The following is a 17,575-nucleotide window of genomic DNA, read 5'->3' as shown; positions in this document are numbered from 1 at the left end:
CATCTTTCTTCTTTTCTCTTTCTTCGCGTCCTTCGCGCCTTCGCGGTTCGTTAAAAAAACTCCCTACCACAAAAGCAAAATTAACTATTCCCCAATCCCTATGAAATATGTTGACGAATTCCGCGAACCGGAAAAAGCAGAAGCCTTGCGCCGCGAAATCGCCAAATTATGTCGCCAGCTAGAAAAACCCATCAAAATCATGGAAGTATGCGGCGGACATACCCATTCCATATTTAAATATGGCATCGAAGAAATATTACCCCAAACCATCGAACTAATTCATGGGCCTGGTTGTCCAGTATGTGTTATGCCAAAAGGGAGATTAGATGATGCGATCGCAATCTCCCAAAATCATAACGTCATTTTTGCCACCTTTGGCGACGCAATGCGAGTTCCTGGTTCCAAAACCACTTTACTGCAAGCCAGGGCACAAGGTGCAGACATCCGTATGGTGTACTCTCCCCTAGATAGCCTGCAAATTGCCAGAGATAACCCCGACAAGCAAGTAGTTTTCTTCGCTTTAGGCTTTGAAACCACAGCCCCCAGCACCGCCTTCACCATTCTGCAAGCAGCAGCCGAAGGAATTCATAACTTTAGTATGTTTAGTAATCACGTTCTCGTGATTCCCGCCCTCAAAGCACTATTAGATAATCCCGATTTACAACTCGATGGATTTGTTGGGCCAGGCCATGTCAGCATGGTAATTGGCACTGACCCTTATGAATTTATTTCCCAACAATATAATAAGCCGATAGTCGTTTCAGGATTTGAACCCTTAGATATTCTCCAATCCATTTGGATGCTATTGCAACAGCTAGTAGAAAATCGTTGTGAAGTTGAAAATCAATACAACCGAATTGTGCAAAAAAGCGGAAACACAGTAGCCCTGCAAGCCATAAATAAAGTTTTCGCCGTTCGAGATAGTTTTGATTGGCGTGGCTTGGGTGACATCCCTTATTCAGGATTACAAATTCAACCTGAATATGCCCAATTTGATGCCGAACTTAAATTTACCATTCCTAACCTCAAAGTAGCCGACCATAAAGCTTGTAAATGTGGAGAAATCCTTAAAGGAGTCTTAAAACCTTGGGAGTGCAAAGTATTCGGTACAGCTTGCACACCAGAAACACCCATTGGTACTTGCATGGTATCTTCTGAAGGCGCTTGTGCAGCCTATTATAAATATGGGCGACTCTCCACCATTGCCAAAAAAACAATCGTCCAAAAACCAAAGGTAACTATAACTCAAGAACCTCTCCCCGCCTGCGGCTTCTCCTCAGACTAATACATCTCACAAATACTCTACGTACCTTTGCGTTTAAAAAATCCTCAATTTTAATATGAATATTTCCTCCAATAACCAAGTACAAAATCCTTTATTCCAAACAAGAGAACAAGTCCGCCGCCGCCAAAGTAAAGTGCAAGATACTCATATTACTCTTGCACATGGCAGTGGTGGTAAAGCCATGCGCGATTTAATAGATGATATCTTTATCAGTAATTTTGATAACCCAATTCTCACAGAACTAGAAGACCAAGCCAGCTTCAACTTAGCCCCTCTCCTCCAACAAGGAGACAGACTCGCATTTACCACAGATTCTTATGTTGTAGACCCGTTATTTTTCCCCGGTAGTGATATAGGAGAATTAGCTATAAACGGCACAGTTAATGATTTAGCTGTAAGCGGTGCTAAACCTCTATATTTAACTTGTAGTGTAATTTTAGAAGAAGGATTACCTGTCGAAACCTTACGCCGTGTCGCAGCCAGTATGAAAGTAGCCGCACAAAAAGCTGGTGTTCAAATTGTCACTGGTGACACAAAAGTTGTACATCGTGGTGCTGCCGATAAACTCTTTATTAATACTGCTGGCATTGGCATCATCCGGCAAGGAGTTAACATTTCTGCCCACAATATAAAACCTGGAGATGTAATAATAATTAATGGTGAAATAGGCAATCATGGGACAGCAATTTTAATTGCCCGTGGAGAATTAGCCTTAGAAACTAATATTGAAAGTGACTGTCAGCCGTTGCATAGTTTAGTAGAAACTATTCTCCATGTATGCCCACAAGTTCATGCTATGCGAGATGCTACACGCGGCGGTTTAGCCACAGTCTTAAATGAATTTACCCTCACTTCCAATGTCGGAATTCGTCTTTTTGAAGAATCTATTCCAGTGCGTGAAGAAGTCAACGGAGTTTGCGAAATTCTCGGTTTAGACCCGTTGTATTTAGCTAATGAAGGTAAGTTAGTTGCCGTAGTTCCAAAAGAGAATGCTGGCAAAGTTTTATCCGCAATGAAATTACACCCAGCAGGTAAAGATGCTTGTATTATTGGCGAAGTTATTTCTTCACCTCCAGGTATCGTATTGTTAAAAACACTTTTTGGTGCTGAAAGGATTGTTGATATGTTGGTAGGCGATCAATTACCACGAATTTGTTAATTTTTAATATATTTTCTAGTATGCACGAACTTGGAATTACCCAAAATATTGTGGCAATTGTGACTGAACACGCCAAAGGCGCAAAAGTGCAGCGAGTTTTATTAGAAATTGGCAAACTTTCAGCCATTATGCCTGACGCTATCCAATTTTGTTTTGATATTTGTACTCAAGGCACAATTTTAGAAGGGGCGACATTAGAGATTTTAAAAATTCCTGGCTTAGGGCGATGTCGCCAATGCGGTGCGGAAATTCATCTAGATAAACCTTATGGTATTTGTAGTTGTGGTAGCGTGCAATTAGATTTAATTACTGGTGAAGAACTTAAAATTAAAGAAATAGAAATCGAGGAATTATGTGTGTAACCTGCGGTTGTTCTGATGATGGCGAAACTAAAATTATGAATTTAGAAACAGATGAAGCTGAACATCATCATACTCACATTTTATCAGATGGTACTGTTATCACTCATTCCCACAGTCATGATACTCATATAGAAGCACCTCAAATTCATGCCAAAATACACAACACAACAATATCTTTAGAACAGGATATTTTAGCAAAAAATAATCTGCTAGCTGCCCAAAACCGGGGATGGTTTAAAGGGCGAAATATTCTTTCTTTAAATTTAATGAGTTCTCCCGGTGCAGGGAAAACAACTCTTTTAACACGAACTATCAATGATTTAAAAAATCAATTATCTATCAGTGTCATTGAAGGCGACCAAGAAACAGCTAACGATGCCAAAAAAATCAAAGAAACAGGTTCTAAAGTCATCCAAATTAACACCGGAACAGGCTGTCATTTAGATGCATCAATGATAGAAAGGGGTTTACAACAACTGAATCCACCTCTAAATTCAGTTGTGATGATTGAAAATGTCGGAAATTTGGTTTGTCCAGCCTTATTTGATTTGGGAGAACTGGCAAAAGTGGTGATTCTTTCCGTCACGGAGGGAGAAGATAAGCCGCTAAAATACCCGCATATATTCCGTGCTAGTAACATCATGATTCTTACCAAAATTGATTTATTGCCTTATGTAGATTTTGATGTTCAAAAGTGCATAGATTATGCTAGAGAAATCAATCCCAAAATTCAGATTTTTCAGCTTTCTGCAACTACTGGTACTGGGTTAGAGAAGTGGTATGCGTGGCTAATTGAAAACTTAAAAACTTGTCAGCATTAATCTCTTAACGCTTGACTAATATCTAATTTTTTTAACGAACCACAGAGACGCAGAGGACACAGAGAGAAGAAAGAGAAGGAAAAATTGCTTCACTTAACTGTCTTGAATTCTATTCTGTAAGACTGATATTTTTAGAATTGGCTTTGATAAAAATTGCAACACCCTGCACTTTAGGAGTACAGGGTGTAAAACAGCTATATTTTTTGTGATTCCCAGAGTGTGTCTATTTACCTCACAACCAATCTCGATAAGCAGATATTTCATTTACGCTGATTTCAAACGGCATCCCCTTGCCAAATGGCGGATAAACGCGGATTTTACCGTTGCTAGCAAACCGTTCTAACCTATTACCCAATTGGGCAATATTGCTGACTATATGCCAGTAAGATACTAAGTCAGGGCAGTCAATAATTAATGTTAGGATGCTAGCATTTGTAGTGATATACCACTGACAATTAGATAACAATACTCGCGTAATGCGATCGCAAGCTAAATAAAAGCATCTGCCAGTAGACTGTTCTAGCTCCATTTGCAGCATTCCATCCTGTTTAGTTACCTCAGATGGAGGTAAATCATCGGGAGGAAGCTGGTAAAGTTTAGAAGACATAATTTCGCACCTCTTGGTTGTAGCGCGTCAAACTCTCCAAGTTTTTTTGCAGATCCGAAGACGAGGGTTTGAGGGCTAGGGTACTTAAATTTAATTCGTCCTGAAATTTCTTGATTTTGTCTCGACAAGTCTCCACATCACCGATAATTGAGTTTTCAATCAAATAATCTTCGTCGAAACAAATGTTTGTGCGATCGAATGGTTTTTGGTTGGGATTCGCACTATTTTGCAATACTTCAGCCGAATTAGCTGTCATTTTCTTGCTAAATTGGCGGATGAAAGGCAATGCCTCACTCACTGCTTCATCAAATGTTTTGCCAACATAAAAAAAGCGTGCCAGCACGAAGTTTTCTGCACCACTAGAATTTAAGGCTCGATATTTGGCAACAGTATCCTTCAATCTGTGTAGGGAGAATGGCGGCCCACCCATCAAGCTGAAGGAATGTTTAGCAGCAAACTCGATACCATCATCGCCGCCAGTGGCAACATACACTGGTATTTGACTCTGCAATGGTTTCGGGTAAATGGTTAAGCGATCGCATTGATAATACTTGCCATTAAATGATACATCAGTTTCATATAAAAGCTTTTGAACCAGTGCGATCGCCTCTAGTGTCTTAGGACGTGCTTCACTTGGAAGTGTCGCAAAATGCTTATTTTGTTGCGGAAAGGGGCCGCCTTTGGCAACTCCAAATAATAATCGTCCATTGCACAGGTTATCTAGAGTGGCGATATCCTCCGCTACCCTAATCGGGTTATGGAATGGCAGTAACACCGCCGCAGTACCTAATTGGATAGTTGAAGTTAATCCCGCCAAGTGCGCCATTAACAGCAACATAGACGGGCTGAGATTGGATTCACTAAAATGATGTTCACTCACCCAGGCTGACTCAAAACCTAAACTTTCTGCCTGTTTTATCAGCGCGACTTGCTCAAAGATGGCACGACGAGCATCTTGGTGGTGATTATCGTAATTGCAGAAAATTCCAGTTTTCATTACTTGCGTTAATACTTTGTGCTGGCTACTCTAGTGGTTGATAAGTTCGTAGTAAGCACTTTAGTGCTTAAATGTTTGATAATTTTAGTCCTCAATTATCATCTATCAAATCATCCGATAAATGACTAATTTGCAACCCACTGCAACTCCAACCATAGGCGTGGATTATTATGTTTGATGTTCGACATCGGATCGCGCAACAATCGCTTGGCATTCATGCAAACTACCTGCACTAAACCCATATTGTCTGCTACTTCCCTGAGTATTTCTTTGTGAGCTTGCACACAGGAAATCATTTCATCAGAGCAATAAATTCCTATATATTGCAAGCGTCTAGCAGGTCGTCCCCAAAAACAGGTGATGACTTTCACATAACACCCGTCTAGTAATTCTCCAACTTTTGGGTAGTAGTGGTTGAGGACTCTTGTGAATTCTTTGGCTAAGATATCTTCAGCAATCATTGGAACTGATATTTCTGTAGCGTCCATCACGCTATTTAATATAACATAATTTTATCAATAAAAGATGACAAAATACCTTATTATGCTTAAATAAAAGATTAAATATTACAGAAAAAAGAGGCGTACCTTATTTGGTATCACCTCCGATTAGCGTAAAGCATCTTCATATTGAATGAGATATCAAAATAGCTGTGCTACCAAAATTTTGATATCAAAAATCATGAATTCAAAAAGTGTGTTTCACTTAGTACACTTTAAGGTTGAATTCCAAATATTGGATTCTTAATTATTATCGAGCATTGCGTTCGCAAACTAATACCTCTGCTATGATATCCGGCACATTTACAAAGTCTGTAAATCCTTCAGAACCGCGAATTGGTGATATAAATGTATAGTTTGGATCGCACGCTCCAGTGTCATATACTTGAATAAACCATCTATCGGGAAATCCTTCTATACCTAATTCTACAGTGTACCAACTCTCGCCAATTAGACGAGAGCTAAAAATTGTGAACCACTCCCGATTCTCTTCTGAAATATTCCAATCTGCCATCAGCAGTTCTAAAGCAATTTGCCCCGCATCTGTTGAAGTCAACAACATTTTTACTCCTTATTTGCGACTTCAGTATTTTCAACTTCGGTATTCGGAACTTCTGGGTATAAACCCAGTTCTTTAGCTAACTCACGCGCTACAAAAAATAAAAATTTGGCACCATCTTGATTGCCTTCATGAGCAAACATAGTTGCTACTTGTAACATTGTTTCTACGAAACCAGAATCAATCAACTCTGGCTTAGATTCTAAAACTTCTGGTTCTTGACCATTAGGACATCTGAGTAATTCATCAATCAGGTTAAAATACAATTGCTGGCGTTGTTCTGACATGATATTTTTGTTGATTTTAGTAAGTTAATTGAGAATTGGTCACTGTTCTATACTTTGCTGCCACAATCTCTCCAACATTTCAACTTGTTCTTTTAAAACAGCCGCACGATGCACAAGATATCTGTCATAAAAGAGAATACCTAACCCAACACAAATAGGGGTTAACAAGAAGAACCATTGCAAAATCGTGGCAAATTTATATTTTTCAGCAACAGTCAGCATTTGATGAATCACATTACGATCAGAGGATTGGATGCTAGTCTGAGGGGAATGTGTAACCTCTATCTGGGGAGCCAAAGCGGGAGCATTTTTAGTAGTTTTGTTAACTTCGTAAGCTAAATTCTGGGATTTTACTAAGTCCAGATGTCGCTCCCAAATTATGCCAAATACTACTAGCCCTGGAGAAAGCATTACTAAGGTAACTACACAAACTGTAAGGACATTTAAAACTTTTGCTTTCATCTTGGCTCTCCCTTGCTAGGTAGTCTGCACCCAGTAAGAAAATATCCTTTGCTGTTTATCTCAAACAGTTTTGATATTAAAATATGTGTAAACAGTAATTTTCTCAATCATAAGTTGTCAATTGTTTTATAATTACTACTGACTACTTACCAATGAAAAGTTACCAAATTTTTCGCAAAACGTAGGATTATTCAATCAGAAAAAACGCACTTAGATTCTATAATCTGGTTCTATCTTACTCTCAAAAGGGAGATTAAGAAGTCCCCCCTAGTTCACTCAGCTTTCGCTCAGGAATGTTGGGGGGTAGAGGGGAATCTCTGCGTAAATCCTATACGATTTATATCAGCCGCTCTCCACAAAACAGTCTACCCCAGCCCCGTTAAGATTATTAAATTCATTAGAATAGTACTCAAAGCCTGTAATCTTTATTTGATAAGCATTATAAAAATTTGTTGGGGTATGGGTGCTAGTGTTTTTCAGACGAGGTGCTAGTGTTTTTGAAGTGGGGTTCTGGTGTTTTTGTACTCAACTTAAAAGCAATGTAGGCAATACTTTAGAACTGTTTTGGATGCTAGTTTTCCTAGACAAGATTTGCACTCAAAACAAAATATCAATGTCTTTTGATAAAGATAAACTAATAAATTCAAAAAATCAATTAAATATTTTGAAAGTAAATTATATTTACGTAGCAGAAGGGAAATAATGATAAAAACTATTCATATATACAGAATTATAAAAATTTATCTTAGTTTAAGAGACAACAGTCAGCAATTCCAAATGGTAAAATATAAGAATGAGAGCCTCTGATAAAAGTTCTTCCTAAGCTTTCATATTTTGTAGTTTAGTTAAAATACATAGTATATGCACTCATTGACATTAAACTGCAAATTCAATACACACAAGCTTATTGTTACAAGTAAATACTTTGTACTAAGATTTAGAATTCTAGGAGTTAAATAATGCGGATTGCTCAAGACATAACAGAACTGATTGGAAGGACTCCTTTAGTTCAACTGAACAAGATTCCTCAAGCTGAGGGAGTAGTAGCAAGAATAGTTGTCAAATTAGAAGGGATGAACCCAGCGGCTTCGGTGAAAGACCGCATTGGGTTAAGTATGGTACTTTCAGCAGAAGCGGCTGGCTCAATTACACCTGGAAAGACTATTTTAGTTGAGCCTACTTCGGGTAATACAGGAATTGCTCTAGCGATGGTAGCAGCAGCGCGTGGCTACCGTTTGATTTTGACAATGCCAGAGACGATGAGCCAAGAACGACGCGCTATGTTGAGAGCTTATGGCGCGTCTTTAGAGTTGACACCAGGCGCGGAAGGAATGCGGGGAGCGATTCGCAAAGCCGAAGAGATTGTGGCTAATACTCCTGATGCTTTTATGCTGCAACAGTTCCGTAACCCTGCCAATCCTAAAATTCACCAGGAAACTACCGCCGAAGAAATTTGGACAGATACAGACGGGGAAGTGGATATCGTCATTGCTGGGGTAGGTACTGGTGGGACGATTACTGGGGTTGCAGAGGTAATAAAAAGCCGTAAGAAGACTTTTAAAGCGATCGCAGTTGAACCCAGCAACAGCCCCGTCCTTTCCGGTGGCGAAGCCGGGCCACACAAGATTCAAGGTATTGGTGCGGGATTTATCCCCGATGTTCTCCGCCTAGAATTGGTTGATGAAGTAATTAGAGTCAGCGATGAACAAGCGATCGCTTTTGGGCGACGTTTGGCAAAAGAAGAAGGCTTATTATCTGGCATATCCTCTGGTGCAGCTTTGTGTGCTGCAATTCAAGTAGGTAAACGCCCAGAAAACGCCGGACGTTTAATCGTGATGATTCAGCCTTCCTTCGGCGAACGTTACCTCAGCACACCCATGTTTCAAGATTTGTCCTTAGAAACTGCTGGTGTGCGTTAAAGATAGTGGGGAGAGATGAGGGAGAAACTGCGATCGCAATTTCTCCCTTATCTACCTTATGTCTTAGCGCTGTTTACTTAGACGGTTGCCATTGCCATTTGCCGCAGCGTCTTGCAATTTTTAATTCTTAATTTTTCATTTTTAATTCCCCAACGGGGTTGACTTCCTGACAAACTGGAATGCGGATTTGAAACTCCGCTCCCTTGCCGGGTTCTGAGGTACAAGAGAGCGAACCACCATGTTTTTCACTGACAATTTGGTAGCTAATCGACAAACCCATACCTGTCCCTTTGCCCACAGGTTTTGTAGTGAAGAAAGGATCGAACAGCCGTTGACGAACAGGCTCTGGCATACCTAGACCATTATCTGCAATCCGAATTTCGATTTGATGAGCATCAATTTGTTTAGTGTGAATAGTAATAGTTGGAGTTGTTATTTGTCCTTGATTTTTCGCTAATGTCTCTTCCAAAGCATCGATCGCATTACTCAACACATTCATAAACACTTGATTTAGCTGCCCTGCATAACATTCCACTTGGGGCAAGTTGCCATAGTGTTTAATCAACTCAATACCGACACGATCTGACTTTGCTTTGAGCCGATGTTGCAAAATCATTATGGTACTGTCAATCCCCTCATGAATATTAACAGCTTTAATCTCGGCTTCGTCCATGCGTGAGAAAGTTCGTAGAGAAGCGACAATTTGGCGAATTCGGTCTGCACCAACCCACATAGAAGACAGTAGTTTAGGCAGGTCTTCTAGCACGAATTCTAGATCGATAGCCTCCGCTTGTGACAGAATCTCTGGATGAGGAGATGGATAATGTTTCTGGTAAAGTTCCAGCAGTCCCAACACCTCTTGGGTATAGCTGTTGGCATGAGTCAGGTTGCCAAAGATAAAATTGACCGGATTGTTGATTTCGTGGGCAACACCAGCTACCAGTTGCCCTAAGCTTGACATTTTCTCGGTCTGCACAAGTTGAGCCTGGGTTTGTTGCAGTTTATAGAGAAATTTTCCGAGTTGTTCGGCTTTTTCTCGCTCTCGCGTTTCGGATGCTTGCAAAGCTTGATTATTAGCTTCTAGTTGTTGCGAGTAAGCTTGTAGGTTGGTGTAGAGACGAGCATTGTCGATCGCAATCGAAATTTGCGCGCTCAACAGACTCAGCACATTCACCCGTTCTGAAGTAAAAGCACCAGAAATAAGATTATTTTCCAAGTAAAGAAGACCAGTCAACTTGCCAGAGTGAATCAATGGTAGACACAAAATCGATTTGGATTGGTGAGTGGCAATATAAGCATCAGTCGCAAAGCGGGAGTCTTTAACAGCATCATTTAAAACTAGGTTCTCTCTGATTCTTTCTACATAGTTGAATAAGGCAATCGGGAGTAAAGGTGAATCAGTCTCATCTTGCCCGTTAACAATAACATTAACGTTCTTACCTTCAACCATTCCCACTGCTTCTCGCATCCATTGATCCTCGTGCTTGACAATAAAGCAACCTTGTTGAGCGCCAGCATTTTCGATGACATTTTTCATCAATTTTTCGAGCAAGCGACTCAGTACCATTTCTTCTGACAAGGCTTGTGAAGCTTTCATCACCGTCATCAAGTCGAGAATTTGAGCGCTTCCGGTAGTCGTAGAGATTGTTTGAAAACTTTGTAGGTAATTCTTTTCTGGTTTTTCTGTGTTTGATTGCACAATCAATTGCGGGTATTTCGATTCTAAATCTTTGACTTTAGCGATCGCACCCCAACGCATATAAGCGTAGTAAGCATCTGTCATGTAGGTTTTGGCAATGGCTTGTTTACGCCATGACAGATAGAATTTGGCAGCGAGTTCGTAAGCTAATGCTTCTTCGTTGATGTACTCGTTTTCTTTGGCAAGTGCGATCGCTTTGTCGTACATCTCGATCGCTTCGATTTTTTCACCTAAAACCCGATGCCTTTCTGCCTCTACTAAATAGAATTTGTGCAAAAGATTCATTGGGGCATGATGCGCCCATTTTTGCATTTTTTCTTGATTAGCTTGGACGCGATCGAGAATGCCTTGCTGCTCAGACTCTAGATTATCGCCATACATCGCCAATCGTATTAATGAATCGTAGAAATGGAAAATAGGAATAATGGGCAATCCTACTAATGCGTCCAAATACTTCTCTGCTATAGCAATATTTTCAATCGCTTCTGAGTAGTTTTCAAACCAGTAATTAAGTAAAATTTTGTTCCAATATATGTATGCAACTGCTGCTTTATCGTTCGCTTGGTGGTACAGTGGCAATCTTATCTGCTCATCGCAGGCTTCACCTTTTAGGCAGCAAGTATTTTCACTTTTCCCAAGCAGATTTAAGATAACCTGCCAATAGATGTCTATATAATTAAGCGCTGTTTTGTGCTTGATTTTATGAATAGCATTTCTGTTGATTGCTATCTCTTTTTCAAAGACAGTCAGTTCTTTGCCGCTAAAGTAAGCTAAACAGGAATATTGTAGTAGATTATAGCCTGCATATTCTAAATCTCCTGTCTCTATTCCGCTAGAGTAAGCTGACACCAAAGGCTCTAAGCTTTCTCTCAGATGCTCTTTCCAAGGTCGGATAAATAGATTTACGATAAAGAGTGTCTTGGCTTTGATTTCTTGAGCATTTAACTTTGACACTAGATTTAAAGCTAATTGGCCAAACTGATAACCTAAATCAATATCTCCCAGAACGCCACAAAGAAGAAAACCATAATTGGCATAAGCAAAGGGAGAAACGGAAGCATTACCATATTGGACGGATAAATTTACTTGTTTGCATACTGTCAAAGGCACCAGTTCTGGCACAGCAATATATGCAGCAGCAAAGATACTTGACAAAATTCTCATGGCTGCTGATTTATATGGATCAGTCATTTCAGGCAGATTGACTAAATCCTCAATTCGCCTTCCACTCAAAATTGCACCAGTTTCCGTCAATGCTTGCCCAATATCTGACAGGTTCGGTTGTTGGGGAAACTCTACTCCTAACAGTTTTAAAACGTGTAGCGCTGTATTAACCGCTTCTAGCAGTCTGTTCTGCCCCATGTAAGCTTGCATTTGAACTTCATACACCTTCACTGTGTCCAGCAGCGTTTTAGAACAGTTTTGTACTATCTCAATAAATCTCTGCATTCCTTCAAAATCACCGCTCAAAAAAGCTGCCTCTGCTGCTTCTGAGTGCAGTACTAATGTCAGTTCATATTTAGACTTCCAGCTTTCTTCTGCTAACAATCCCAAACCAATTTGCAAATATTTGATAGCAGAATCGTGCGCTGTGGATGCTTTTGCTCTTTGACCTGCGATGAGATTGAGTTCTGCAAGTTCATATTTTTCCGTTTCAGATATCAGTAAATCAGTACCATAATTGAGTTGATTAACTAAAGCAAATATATTTTCTTTACGTTCTGATGGTGTAGTATTTTGCAGCAGTAATTGACCAATTTTCAGATGCGTTGCTTTCTTTTGCTCATCAGGAATTAGAGAATATGCCGCTTGCTGTACTCGGTCATGTAAAAACTTGTAATCAACCTTGACATCTGTTAAATTAATTCCGCCTGATTCCTCCTGACTAAACACTAAGGGAATCTTATAATCCTGATTTAATGGCAAAATTAACCCAGCTTGCAGGGCTGACCACAATTGCGCCGCAGTTGTGAGGGAAGATGCTTCATTAACGATCGCTAATACATCCAGATTAAACGTGTTGCCAATACAAGCAGCCAGTTTGAGGACTTTCTGCGTCTCTAGGGAAAGTTTGCGAATGTTTCTCGCCGTCAATTCAACCACATTCAGGTCGGTAATACCGATCGCTTGAATATGTTGAATATTCCACTGCCACATTCCTGAATGGAACTCATAGGTTAATAAGTCTTCCTGGTACAGAGTTTTTAGCAATTGCGTTAAGAAGAACGGATTGCCAGCAGTTTTGTGTAACAGTAACTCTGCCAACGGCTTGGTGTGTTCTGTGTTATTTAACGTATCGCCAACTAACGCTTCCACATCGGTTAACTGCAACGGTGCTAAGACGATGTTATCTACCACCGCACCAGAGGATTGAATTTTGTCTAAACTGAGCATGAGCGAGTGGGTGGGCGACACTTCGTTATCGCGGTATGCTCCGATTAATAATAAATATTTGCTATCGCTATCCGTCATCAATAGCTCAATTAAGTTCAGCGATGCCGAATCTGCCCACTGCAAGTCATCAAGAAACACAACCAAAGGATGGTCTTGATTGGTAAATACGCCAATAAATTGCCCAAAGACGCGATTGAAGCGATTTTGAGATTCAGCTGCACCCAATTGTGTCACAGATGGCTGAGTCCCAATAATTAGTTCGAGTTCTGGAATCACATCGATAATGACTTGCCCATTCTCTCCCAACGCAGTTAGCAGTTTCTTTTTCCAAACTTGGATTTGGGCTTCATTTTCGGTGAGTAATTGCCCAATTAAAGATTGAAACGCCTGAATCAACGAGGTGTATGGAATATTGCGCTTGAACTGGTCAAACTTGCCTGCAATGAAATAACCCCTTGCTCCCACAATCGGTTTATGAACTTCATTGACGACACTTGTCTTTCCAATCCCCGAATAACCAGAGACGAGCATCATTTCGCTGCTACCACTCGCCACACGCTTAAACGCAGCCATCAATTTTGCTACTTCTGCTTTGCGTCCGTATAGCGTTTGCGGAATCAAAAAATGCCCGGATTTGTCTTGTCTTCCTGGTACAAAGTTTTCAATTTTTCCAGTTGTTTGCAGTTGAAACAAACATTCCTCTAAATCAGCTTTCAGTCCCCAAGCGCTTTGATACCGCTCCTCTGCTGTTTTCGCTAATAATTTTAAAATAACTGCACTAATCGCCTCTGGCACATCTCCCAGGATGCGGCACATGGTTTCGCTACAGGGTGCGGCTGGCATTTTGGCAATGTGACAGTGGATTAACTCCATTGGGTCAACAGCTTGAAAGGGCAAAGTACCCGTCAGCATTTCATATAAAGTTACACCCAATGAATAAAAATCGGTGCGATAGTCAACCGCCCGGTTCATTCTGCCCGTCTGTTCAGGCGACATATAAGCAAGCGTACCTTCAAGCAAATTCGGATTGCTCAAGGTGGGATTTTCTTTATCAAGGCGTGAGGAGATACTGAAGTCAATCAGTTTGGCTTCGCCAGAATCGGGGTTAATTAAAATATTGTGCGGCTTAATATCTTTGTGAATAATCTGTTGAGCGTGCAGTTCTCCTAAAATATGTGCCAGATTAATCCCCACCTTCAGGAAAGTAATCAAGGTGGTTGTTTGATTTGCAATCAGTTCTTGAAGTAAGCAACCCGGAATGTCTTCTAAAACTAAAGCCAGTCCATGCTGATAATTCTTTAACTCGTAAGCTTTTACAATGCCAGGAATTTGCAGAGGTTCAATGATTTGATATTCGTGGCGCAATCGCGCAATGTCTTCTAAGAGTGGATGTTCGCACAAGAGAGTTTTGACAATGACAGAGGCGTTATCGGTTTCTCGCCGTCCACGATAAATGACGGTTTTACTACCGGAGTGAAGGGTTTCGAGGAGTTGATAACCAGATAAAGTAGCTGTCATTGTTTTTTATTCTTGCAATACTAAGCATACTTACTATGCCCATGCAAGTTTAGCTTTGTAACATTTGTGACAAAAAGAAGCATTATTTCACGAGATGTTACAAAGACTAATTCACTCCAAATTTGTATATTGAGATTTGAGAGCATTGCTGCATCTCAAATTCAATAACTCAGGTTTAAAATCCTGTATTAATGCTTACAGTTCCCTTGCTTTTGGTGTTGTTGAGAATCATGACCGTGATTGTGATCTTTACCGTGGGAACAGTTTTGCAAATCTTGCTTCAGAAGCTTGTCGCTGATTTCTTGCAAGGATTCATCTACAGCTTGTAAGCCAATCCAAGCATCAATTTTTTGTATATCAAATCCTACCTCGCGCTGTTCGCCTACTTCTAATAAAGGACGGCGAATCAACAGTGGTTCTTTCAGCATCAGCGCTAAAGCGGTTTGTTCGTCCACTTTTCCAGGAACCACCTCACCAGATTTTATCTTGGGAGCGGAAAGATTGAACCATTCGGCTACGGGGCGATCGCCAAAAAATGAGCGCAACCGTTCAGCTGTCCAAGGTTCTTTTAGCAGGTTCTGTGGTATCACCTCATGACCGGCAGCTGTTAGCAAAACTTTCTGCTTAACACCACCTTTACAGCCTGGTTTGCTATAGAAAATTACCCTTGCCATTCAATTATCTCCTAATTACTCTTTCGCACTAAAGCGCCAACTACGAACCGATGAAATTAAAAATTCCTAGATTTATGGCTAACTAAGTCAAACTCAAACCTCTCACTTGGATCGGTTTCGCCATAAATATTAAAAGTCACAGTTGGTTCATCACCCACTGCTTCTACACTGTGAATTGCATCGGGAGTAAAGCTAATAATGTCTCCTGGGAAGAGAGTTATCTCTCCCGTTGCTTCGATTTTGTCCTGAAATTCTGGGCTATTGGTGCGTCGCCAAAAAGTATTTTTTTCTTGGCCTTTTAGCACCGCCACTATTCCCCACGTTCCATGATTATGAATGTTTGAACGGGTTCCCGGTGCAAATGTTACTGTTTGCACTGTCAACGGAAAACCCAATTCATCATATAGGAGTAAAACAGAGCTTCCCGTTTTGGGTGAAGGTTCTAAATTTTGACTTTGCACCCAGTAGGAATTTACCATCAAGCGCCTTACAAGCATCCGAACTTCTGGCAGACAATTGGTTTCATTGTCGCTGCTATTGAGAACATCTTCCACCTCAGTTAAAAACCGATAAAGGCGGTAATTCTCTCTCAATAAATCCCATGCTCTTACAGATTTACAGGCTTGATGCTGACCGTCCCCTGTTAGCAGCCAATCCCTACCTTTCATAATTTTTAAATTGATAGTGGAGACGATTGGATGATGATGATCGGTGAGACATTAGGAATATTACCTACAGGAAGTTTAGTAGGTATGGTAATAGGAGGAATGATAGAGTTACTATCAGTCGTCGCTCCTAATAGGGAATACGATTTAGTAGATAACCAATTGTTCATGATTTTCACCGAAAAGGCATTGGACATTGGGAATTGGGAATGGGGCATTGGACGTGGGTTATTCTCCTTGTGTCCTTGTCTTCCTTATCTGCCCACTGTTTACAGACGCGATGAATCGCGTCTCTACAATGCACATCGTCTTGTCGAGATGTGCATTGACTAATTAATCGTCTTCTTCTGCTGGACGTGTCAAAATATCCAACAGAATCCCAGAACCAAAATCATTCTTTTCGTCTATGTGTTTGACTCTGGTGCTGATTTCTTTGGCTTGCTCAATTTCTCCTAACTTTGCTAGCACTAATCCAGAAGCAGCATAAGCATTTAAGTACAATCGAATTTGTGGGTCTTCTTTGCGATTGACTAATATCGGCTGAAGTTGCTCCCAGTCATCAGGAAGTTTTTCTAGTTCTTTAATTTTATCTAATAATTTGACTGTTGTTTGCAATGCAAGAGAATAATTATTTTTATAATAGAAAAATCTATATGCTGCTACCAAGACATCTGTATTATCACCAGTCTGGTCTAAAGCTTGTTGAATATATTTTTCGGATTCTGATGTGTTCTCCCAGTTTTTTGCAGCTAAAATTAATAGGTTTTTGATATCATCTGGAACCTGAAACCATGAAAACTTATTTGTATTAGCTTGCATAATGAACTCCTGAATGGAGATAAGGAGGATCGGGGATATGAGGCAATATAGTTCGGTTAAAGCAAGAGACGCGATTTATCGCCATCAAGACGAAAGATTGATTGTAGAGACGGCGATTTATCGCGTCTTTGCTTTGCCCAATGCCCAATTTAAAACAAAGTGAGAACGTACACCAAGGTGAATAAAACAATCCAAATAATGTCTACGAAGTGCCAGTAAATTTCCGTCATTTCGATGAAAGTATGATTGGTTGCAGAATATTCACCAGGGAGACGCGATCGCCACAATGCGCGTAATATCAGTAACAGTCCTACAAAAACGTGCAACCCGTGGAACCCAGTCATGATATAAAAGCAGTTAGCGAAAACGTTAGTAGTCAGTCCGTATCCCAATGTTGAATACTCATAAACCTGACCACCTAAGAAAATTGCCCCCATGATTGCAGTAATCGCATACCACAGTTGCATTCCCTTGACGTTATTCTTTTTAATTGCCGTATCACCGAAGTGAATCACGAAACTACTAGACACCAGGATAATGGTGTTAATCGTCGGCACAAGTAGTTCTACTTCACTTCCTTCTGGAGGCCAAACTGCTGTAATACCTCTAAAAAACAAGAAAGTGGCAAAAAATCCCCCAAACATCAGGGATTCAGAAGCGAGGAATGTCAACAATCCCCAAACTCTTAAATCTGGATGTTCTTCGTGTCCTGCACTGTGTTCTTCGTTTGTGGTTGTAGCTATAGTCATAGATTTTTTGACAATACAATCTACTCTGTCTGTTGTGGAAGCTTGAATAAAGAATGAAGTCTGAACCAGCTAAATTTCCATTCTTTATCCAAAATCCTT

At 40.4% G+C, this 17,575-nt stretch carries 18 protein-coding genes; 7 read left to right on the top strand and 11 right to left on the bottom strand.

Annotation, left to right across the window (positions count from 1 at the left end):
- The first annotated feature begins 100 nt into the window (after positions 1-100).
- Genes hypD through hypB form a run of 4 tightly spaced genes read left to right on the top strand, consistent with a single transcriptional unit; the run spans position 101 to position 3,627 of the window.
- A complete protein-coding gene (gene hypD / locus RMZ41_RS24600; protein ID WP_322642603.1) occupies positions 101-1,285 on the top strand; it encodes a hydrogenase formation protein HypD in 1,185 nt (394 codons plus the stop codon).
- A gap of 55 nt (positions 1,286-1,340) precedes the next feature.
- The gene (hypE, locus tag RMZ41_RS24595) at positions 1,341-2,444 is read left to right on the top strand and encodes a hydrogenase expression/formation protein HypE (RefSeq protein ID WP_322642604.1); all 1,104 of its coding nucleotides are present in this window, start codon (positions 1,341-1,343) and stop codon (positions 2,442-2,444) included.
- 20 nt (positions 2,445-2,464) lie between these two features.
- Positions 2,465-2,806 carry a hydrogenase maturation nickel metallochaperone HypA gene (gene hypA, locus RMZ41_RS24590; RefSeq protein ID WP_322642605.1) on the top strand — a complete coding sequence of 114 codons (342 nt, stop codon included), beginning with the start codon at positions 2,465-2,467 and terminating at the stop codon, positions 2,804-2,806.
- Positions 2,797-3,627 (top strand): hydrogenase nickel incorporation protein HypB, encoded by an 831-nt coding sequence (gene hypB / locus RMZ41_RS24585; protein WP_322642606.1) that lies wholly within the window; start codon positions 2,797-2,799, stop codon positions 3,625-3,627. Before hypA ends, hypB begins: the two co-directional genes overlap by 10 nt.
- Positions 3,628-3,859: 232 nt before the next feature.
- Here the strand turns inward: hypB and RMZ41_RS24580 are convergent, their stop codons facing one another.
- The 6 genes from RMZ41_RS24580 to RMZ41_RS24555 all read right to left on the bottom strand — a co-directional run bounded on the left by RMZ41_RS24580 (position 3,860) and on the right by RMZ41_RS24555 (position 7,039).
- Entirely contained in the window at positions 3,860-4,234 is a 375-nt protein-coding gene (locus tag RMZ41_RS24580) for a hypothetical protein (protein WP_322642607.1), read from the bottom strand.
- Complete coding sequence (locus RMZ41_RS24575; RefSeq protein ID WP_322642608.1) at positions 4,224-5,231, bottom strand: LLM class flavin-dependent oxidoreductase; 1,008 nt, start codon at positions 5,229-5,231, stop codon at positions 4,224-4,226. The genes RMZ41_RS24580 and RMZ41_RS24575 overlap by 11 nt, the downstream gene beginning before the upstream one ends.
- Before the next feature lie 125 nt (positions 5,232-5,356).
- On the bottom strand, positions 5,357-5,719 hold the full coding sequence (locus tag RMZ41_RS24570) for a hypothetical protein (protein ID WP_190962938.1): 363 nt from the start codon (positions 5,717-5,719) through the stop codon (positions 5,357-5,359).
- A 262-nt stretch (positions 5,720-5,981) separates the two neighbouring features.
- The gene (locus RMZ41_RS24565) at positions 5,982-6,293 is read right to left on the bottom strand and encodes a hypothetical protein (RefSeq protein ID WP_292753940.1); all 312 of its coding nucleotides are present in this window, start codon (positions 6,291-6,293) and stop codon (positions 5,982-5,984) included.
- A 2-nt stretch (positions 6,294-6,295) separates the two neighbouring features.
- Positions 6,296-6,577, bottom strand: coding sequence for a hypothetical protein (locus RMZ41_RS24560; RefSeq protein WP_322642609.1), 282 nt, complete (start codon positions 6,575-6,577; stop codon positions 6,296-6,298).
- Between the two features lie 39 nt (positions 6,578-6,616).
- Positions 6,617-7,039 carry a hypothetical protein gene (locus tag RMZ41_RS24555; protein ID WP_322642610.1) on the bottom strand — a complete coding sequence of 141 codons (423 nt, stop codon included), beginning with the start codon at positions 7,037-7,039 and terminating at the stop codon, positions 6,617-6,619.
- A 959-nt stretch (positions 7,040-7,998) separates the two neighbouring features.
- On the opposite strand from RMZ41_RS24555, the gene cysK reads away from it, so the two are divergent.
- Positions 7,999-8,958, top strand: coding sequence for a cysteine synthase A (gene cysK / locus RMZ41_RS24550; protein ID WP_322642611.1), 960 nt, complete (start codon positions 7,999-8,001; stop codon positions 8,956-8,958).
- Between the two features lie 127 nt (positions 8,959-9,085).
- Here cysK and RMZ41_RS24545 read toward each other — a convergent pair whose 3' ends face one another.
- From RMZ41_RS24545 to RMZ41_RS24535, 3 genes are all read right to left on the bottom strand, one after another.
- Positions 9,086-14,569, bottom strand: a complete 5,484-nt coding sequence (locus RMZ41_RS24545; protein WP_322642612.1) for an AAA family ATPase — start codon at positions 14,567-14,569, stop codon at positions 9,086-9,088.
- A gap of 188 nt (positions 14,570-14,757) precedes the next feature.
- Positions 14,758-15,243 carry an ArsC/Spx/MgsR family protein gene (locus RMZ41_RS24540; protein ID WP_322642613.1) on the bottom strand — a complete coding sequence of 162 codons (486 nt, stop codon included), beginning with the start codon at positions 15,241-15,243 and terminating at the stop codon, positions 14,758-14,760.
- A gap of 56 nt (positions 15,244-15,299) precedes the next feature.
- Positions 15,300-15,911: a cupin gene (locus tag RMZ41_RS24535; protein WP_322642614.1), complete on the bottom strand. Its 612-nt coding sequence runs from the start codon at positions 15,909-15,911 to the stop codon at positions 15,300-15,302.
- 30 nt (positions 15,912-15,941) lie between these two features.
- Between RMZ41_RS24535 and RMZ41_RS24530 the strand changes: the two genes are divergently transcribed.
- Entirely contained in the window at positions 15,942-16,241 is a 300-nt protein-coding gene (locus tag RMZ41_RS24530; protein ID WP_322642615.1) for a hypothetical protein, read from the top strand.
- On the opposite strand, the gene RMZ41_RS24525 is transcribed toward RMZ41_RS24530, so the two are convergent.
- Positions 16,242-16,727 carry a hypothetical protein gene (locus RMZ41_RS24525; RefSeq protein ID WP_322642616.1) on the bottom strand — a complete coding sequence of 162 codons (486 nt, stop codon included), beginning with the start codon at positions 16,725-16,727 and terminating at the stop codon, positions 16,242-16,244.
- 37 nt (positions 16,728-16,764) lie between these two features.
- Here RMZ41_RS24525 and RMZ41_RS24520 point away from each other — a divergent pair, with 37 nt between their 5' ends.
- Positions 16,765-16,890, top strand: a complete 126-nt coding sequence (locus RMZ41_RS24520) for a hypothetical protein (protein WP_322642617.1) — start codon at positions 16,765-16,767, stop codon at positions 16,888-16,890.
- Here RMZ41_RS24520 and RMZ41_RS24515 read toward each other — a convergent pair.
- Entirely contained in the window at positions 16,877-17,476 is a 600-nt protein-coding gene (locus RMZ41_RS24515) for a heme-copper oxidase subunit III (protein ID WP_322642618.1), read from the bottom strand. The two genes, RMZ41_RS24520 and RMZ41_RS24515, sit on opposite strands and share 14 nt — an antisense overlap.
- Positions 17,477-17,575: the final 99 nt, after the last annotated feature.

Origin of the sequence: Nostoc sp. DedVER02 (genome assembly GCF_034530675.2) — a bacterium.
Lineage (GTDB): Bacteria > Cyanobacteriota > Cyanobacteriia > Cyanobacteriales > Nostocaceae > Nostoc.
The sequence above is the reverse complement of the archived record's forward strand: the minus strand, read 5'-3'. Positions and strand labels throughout refer to the sequence as shown.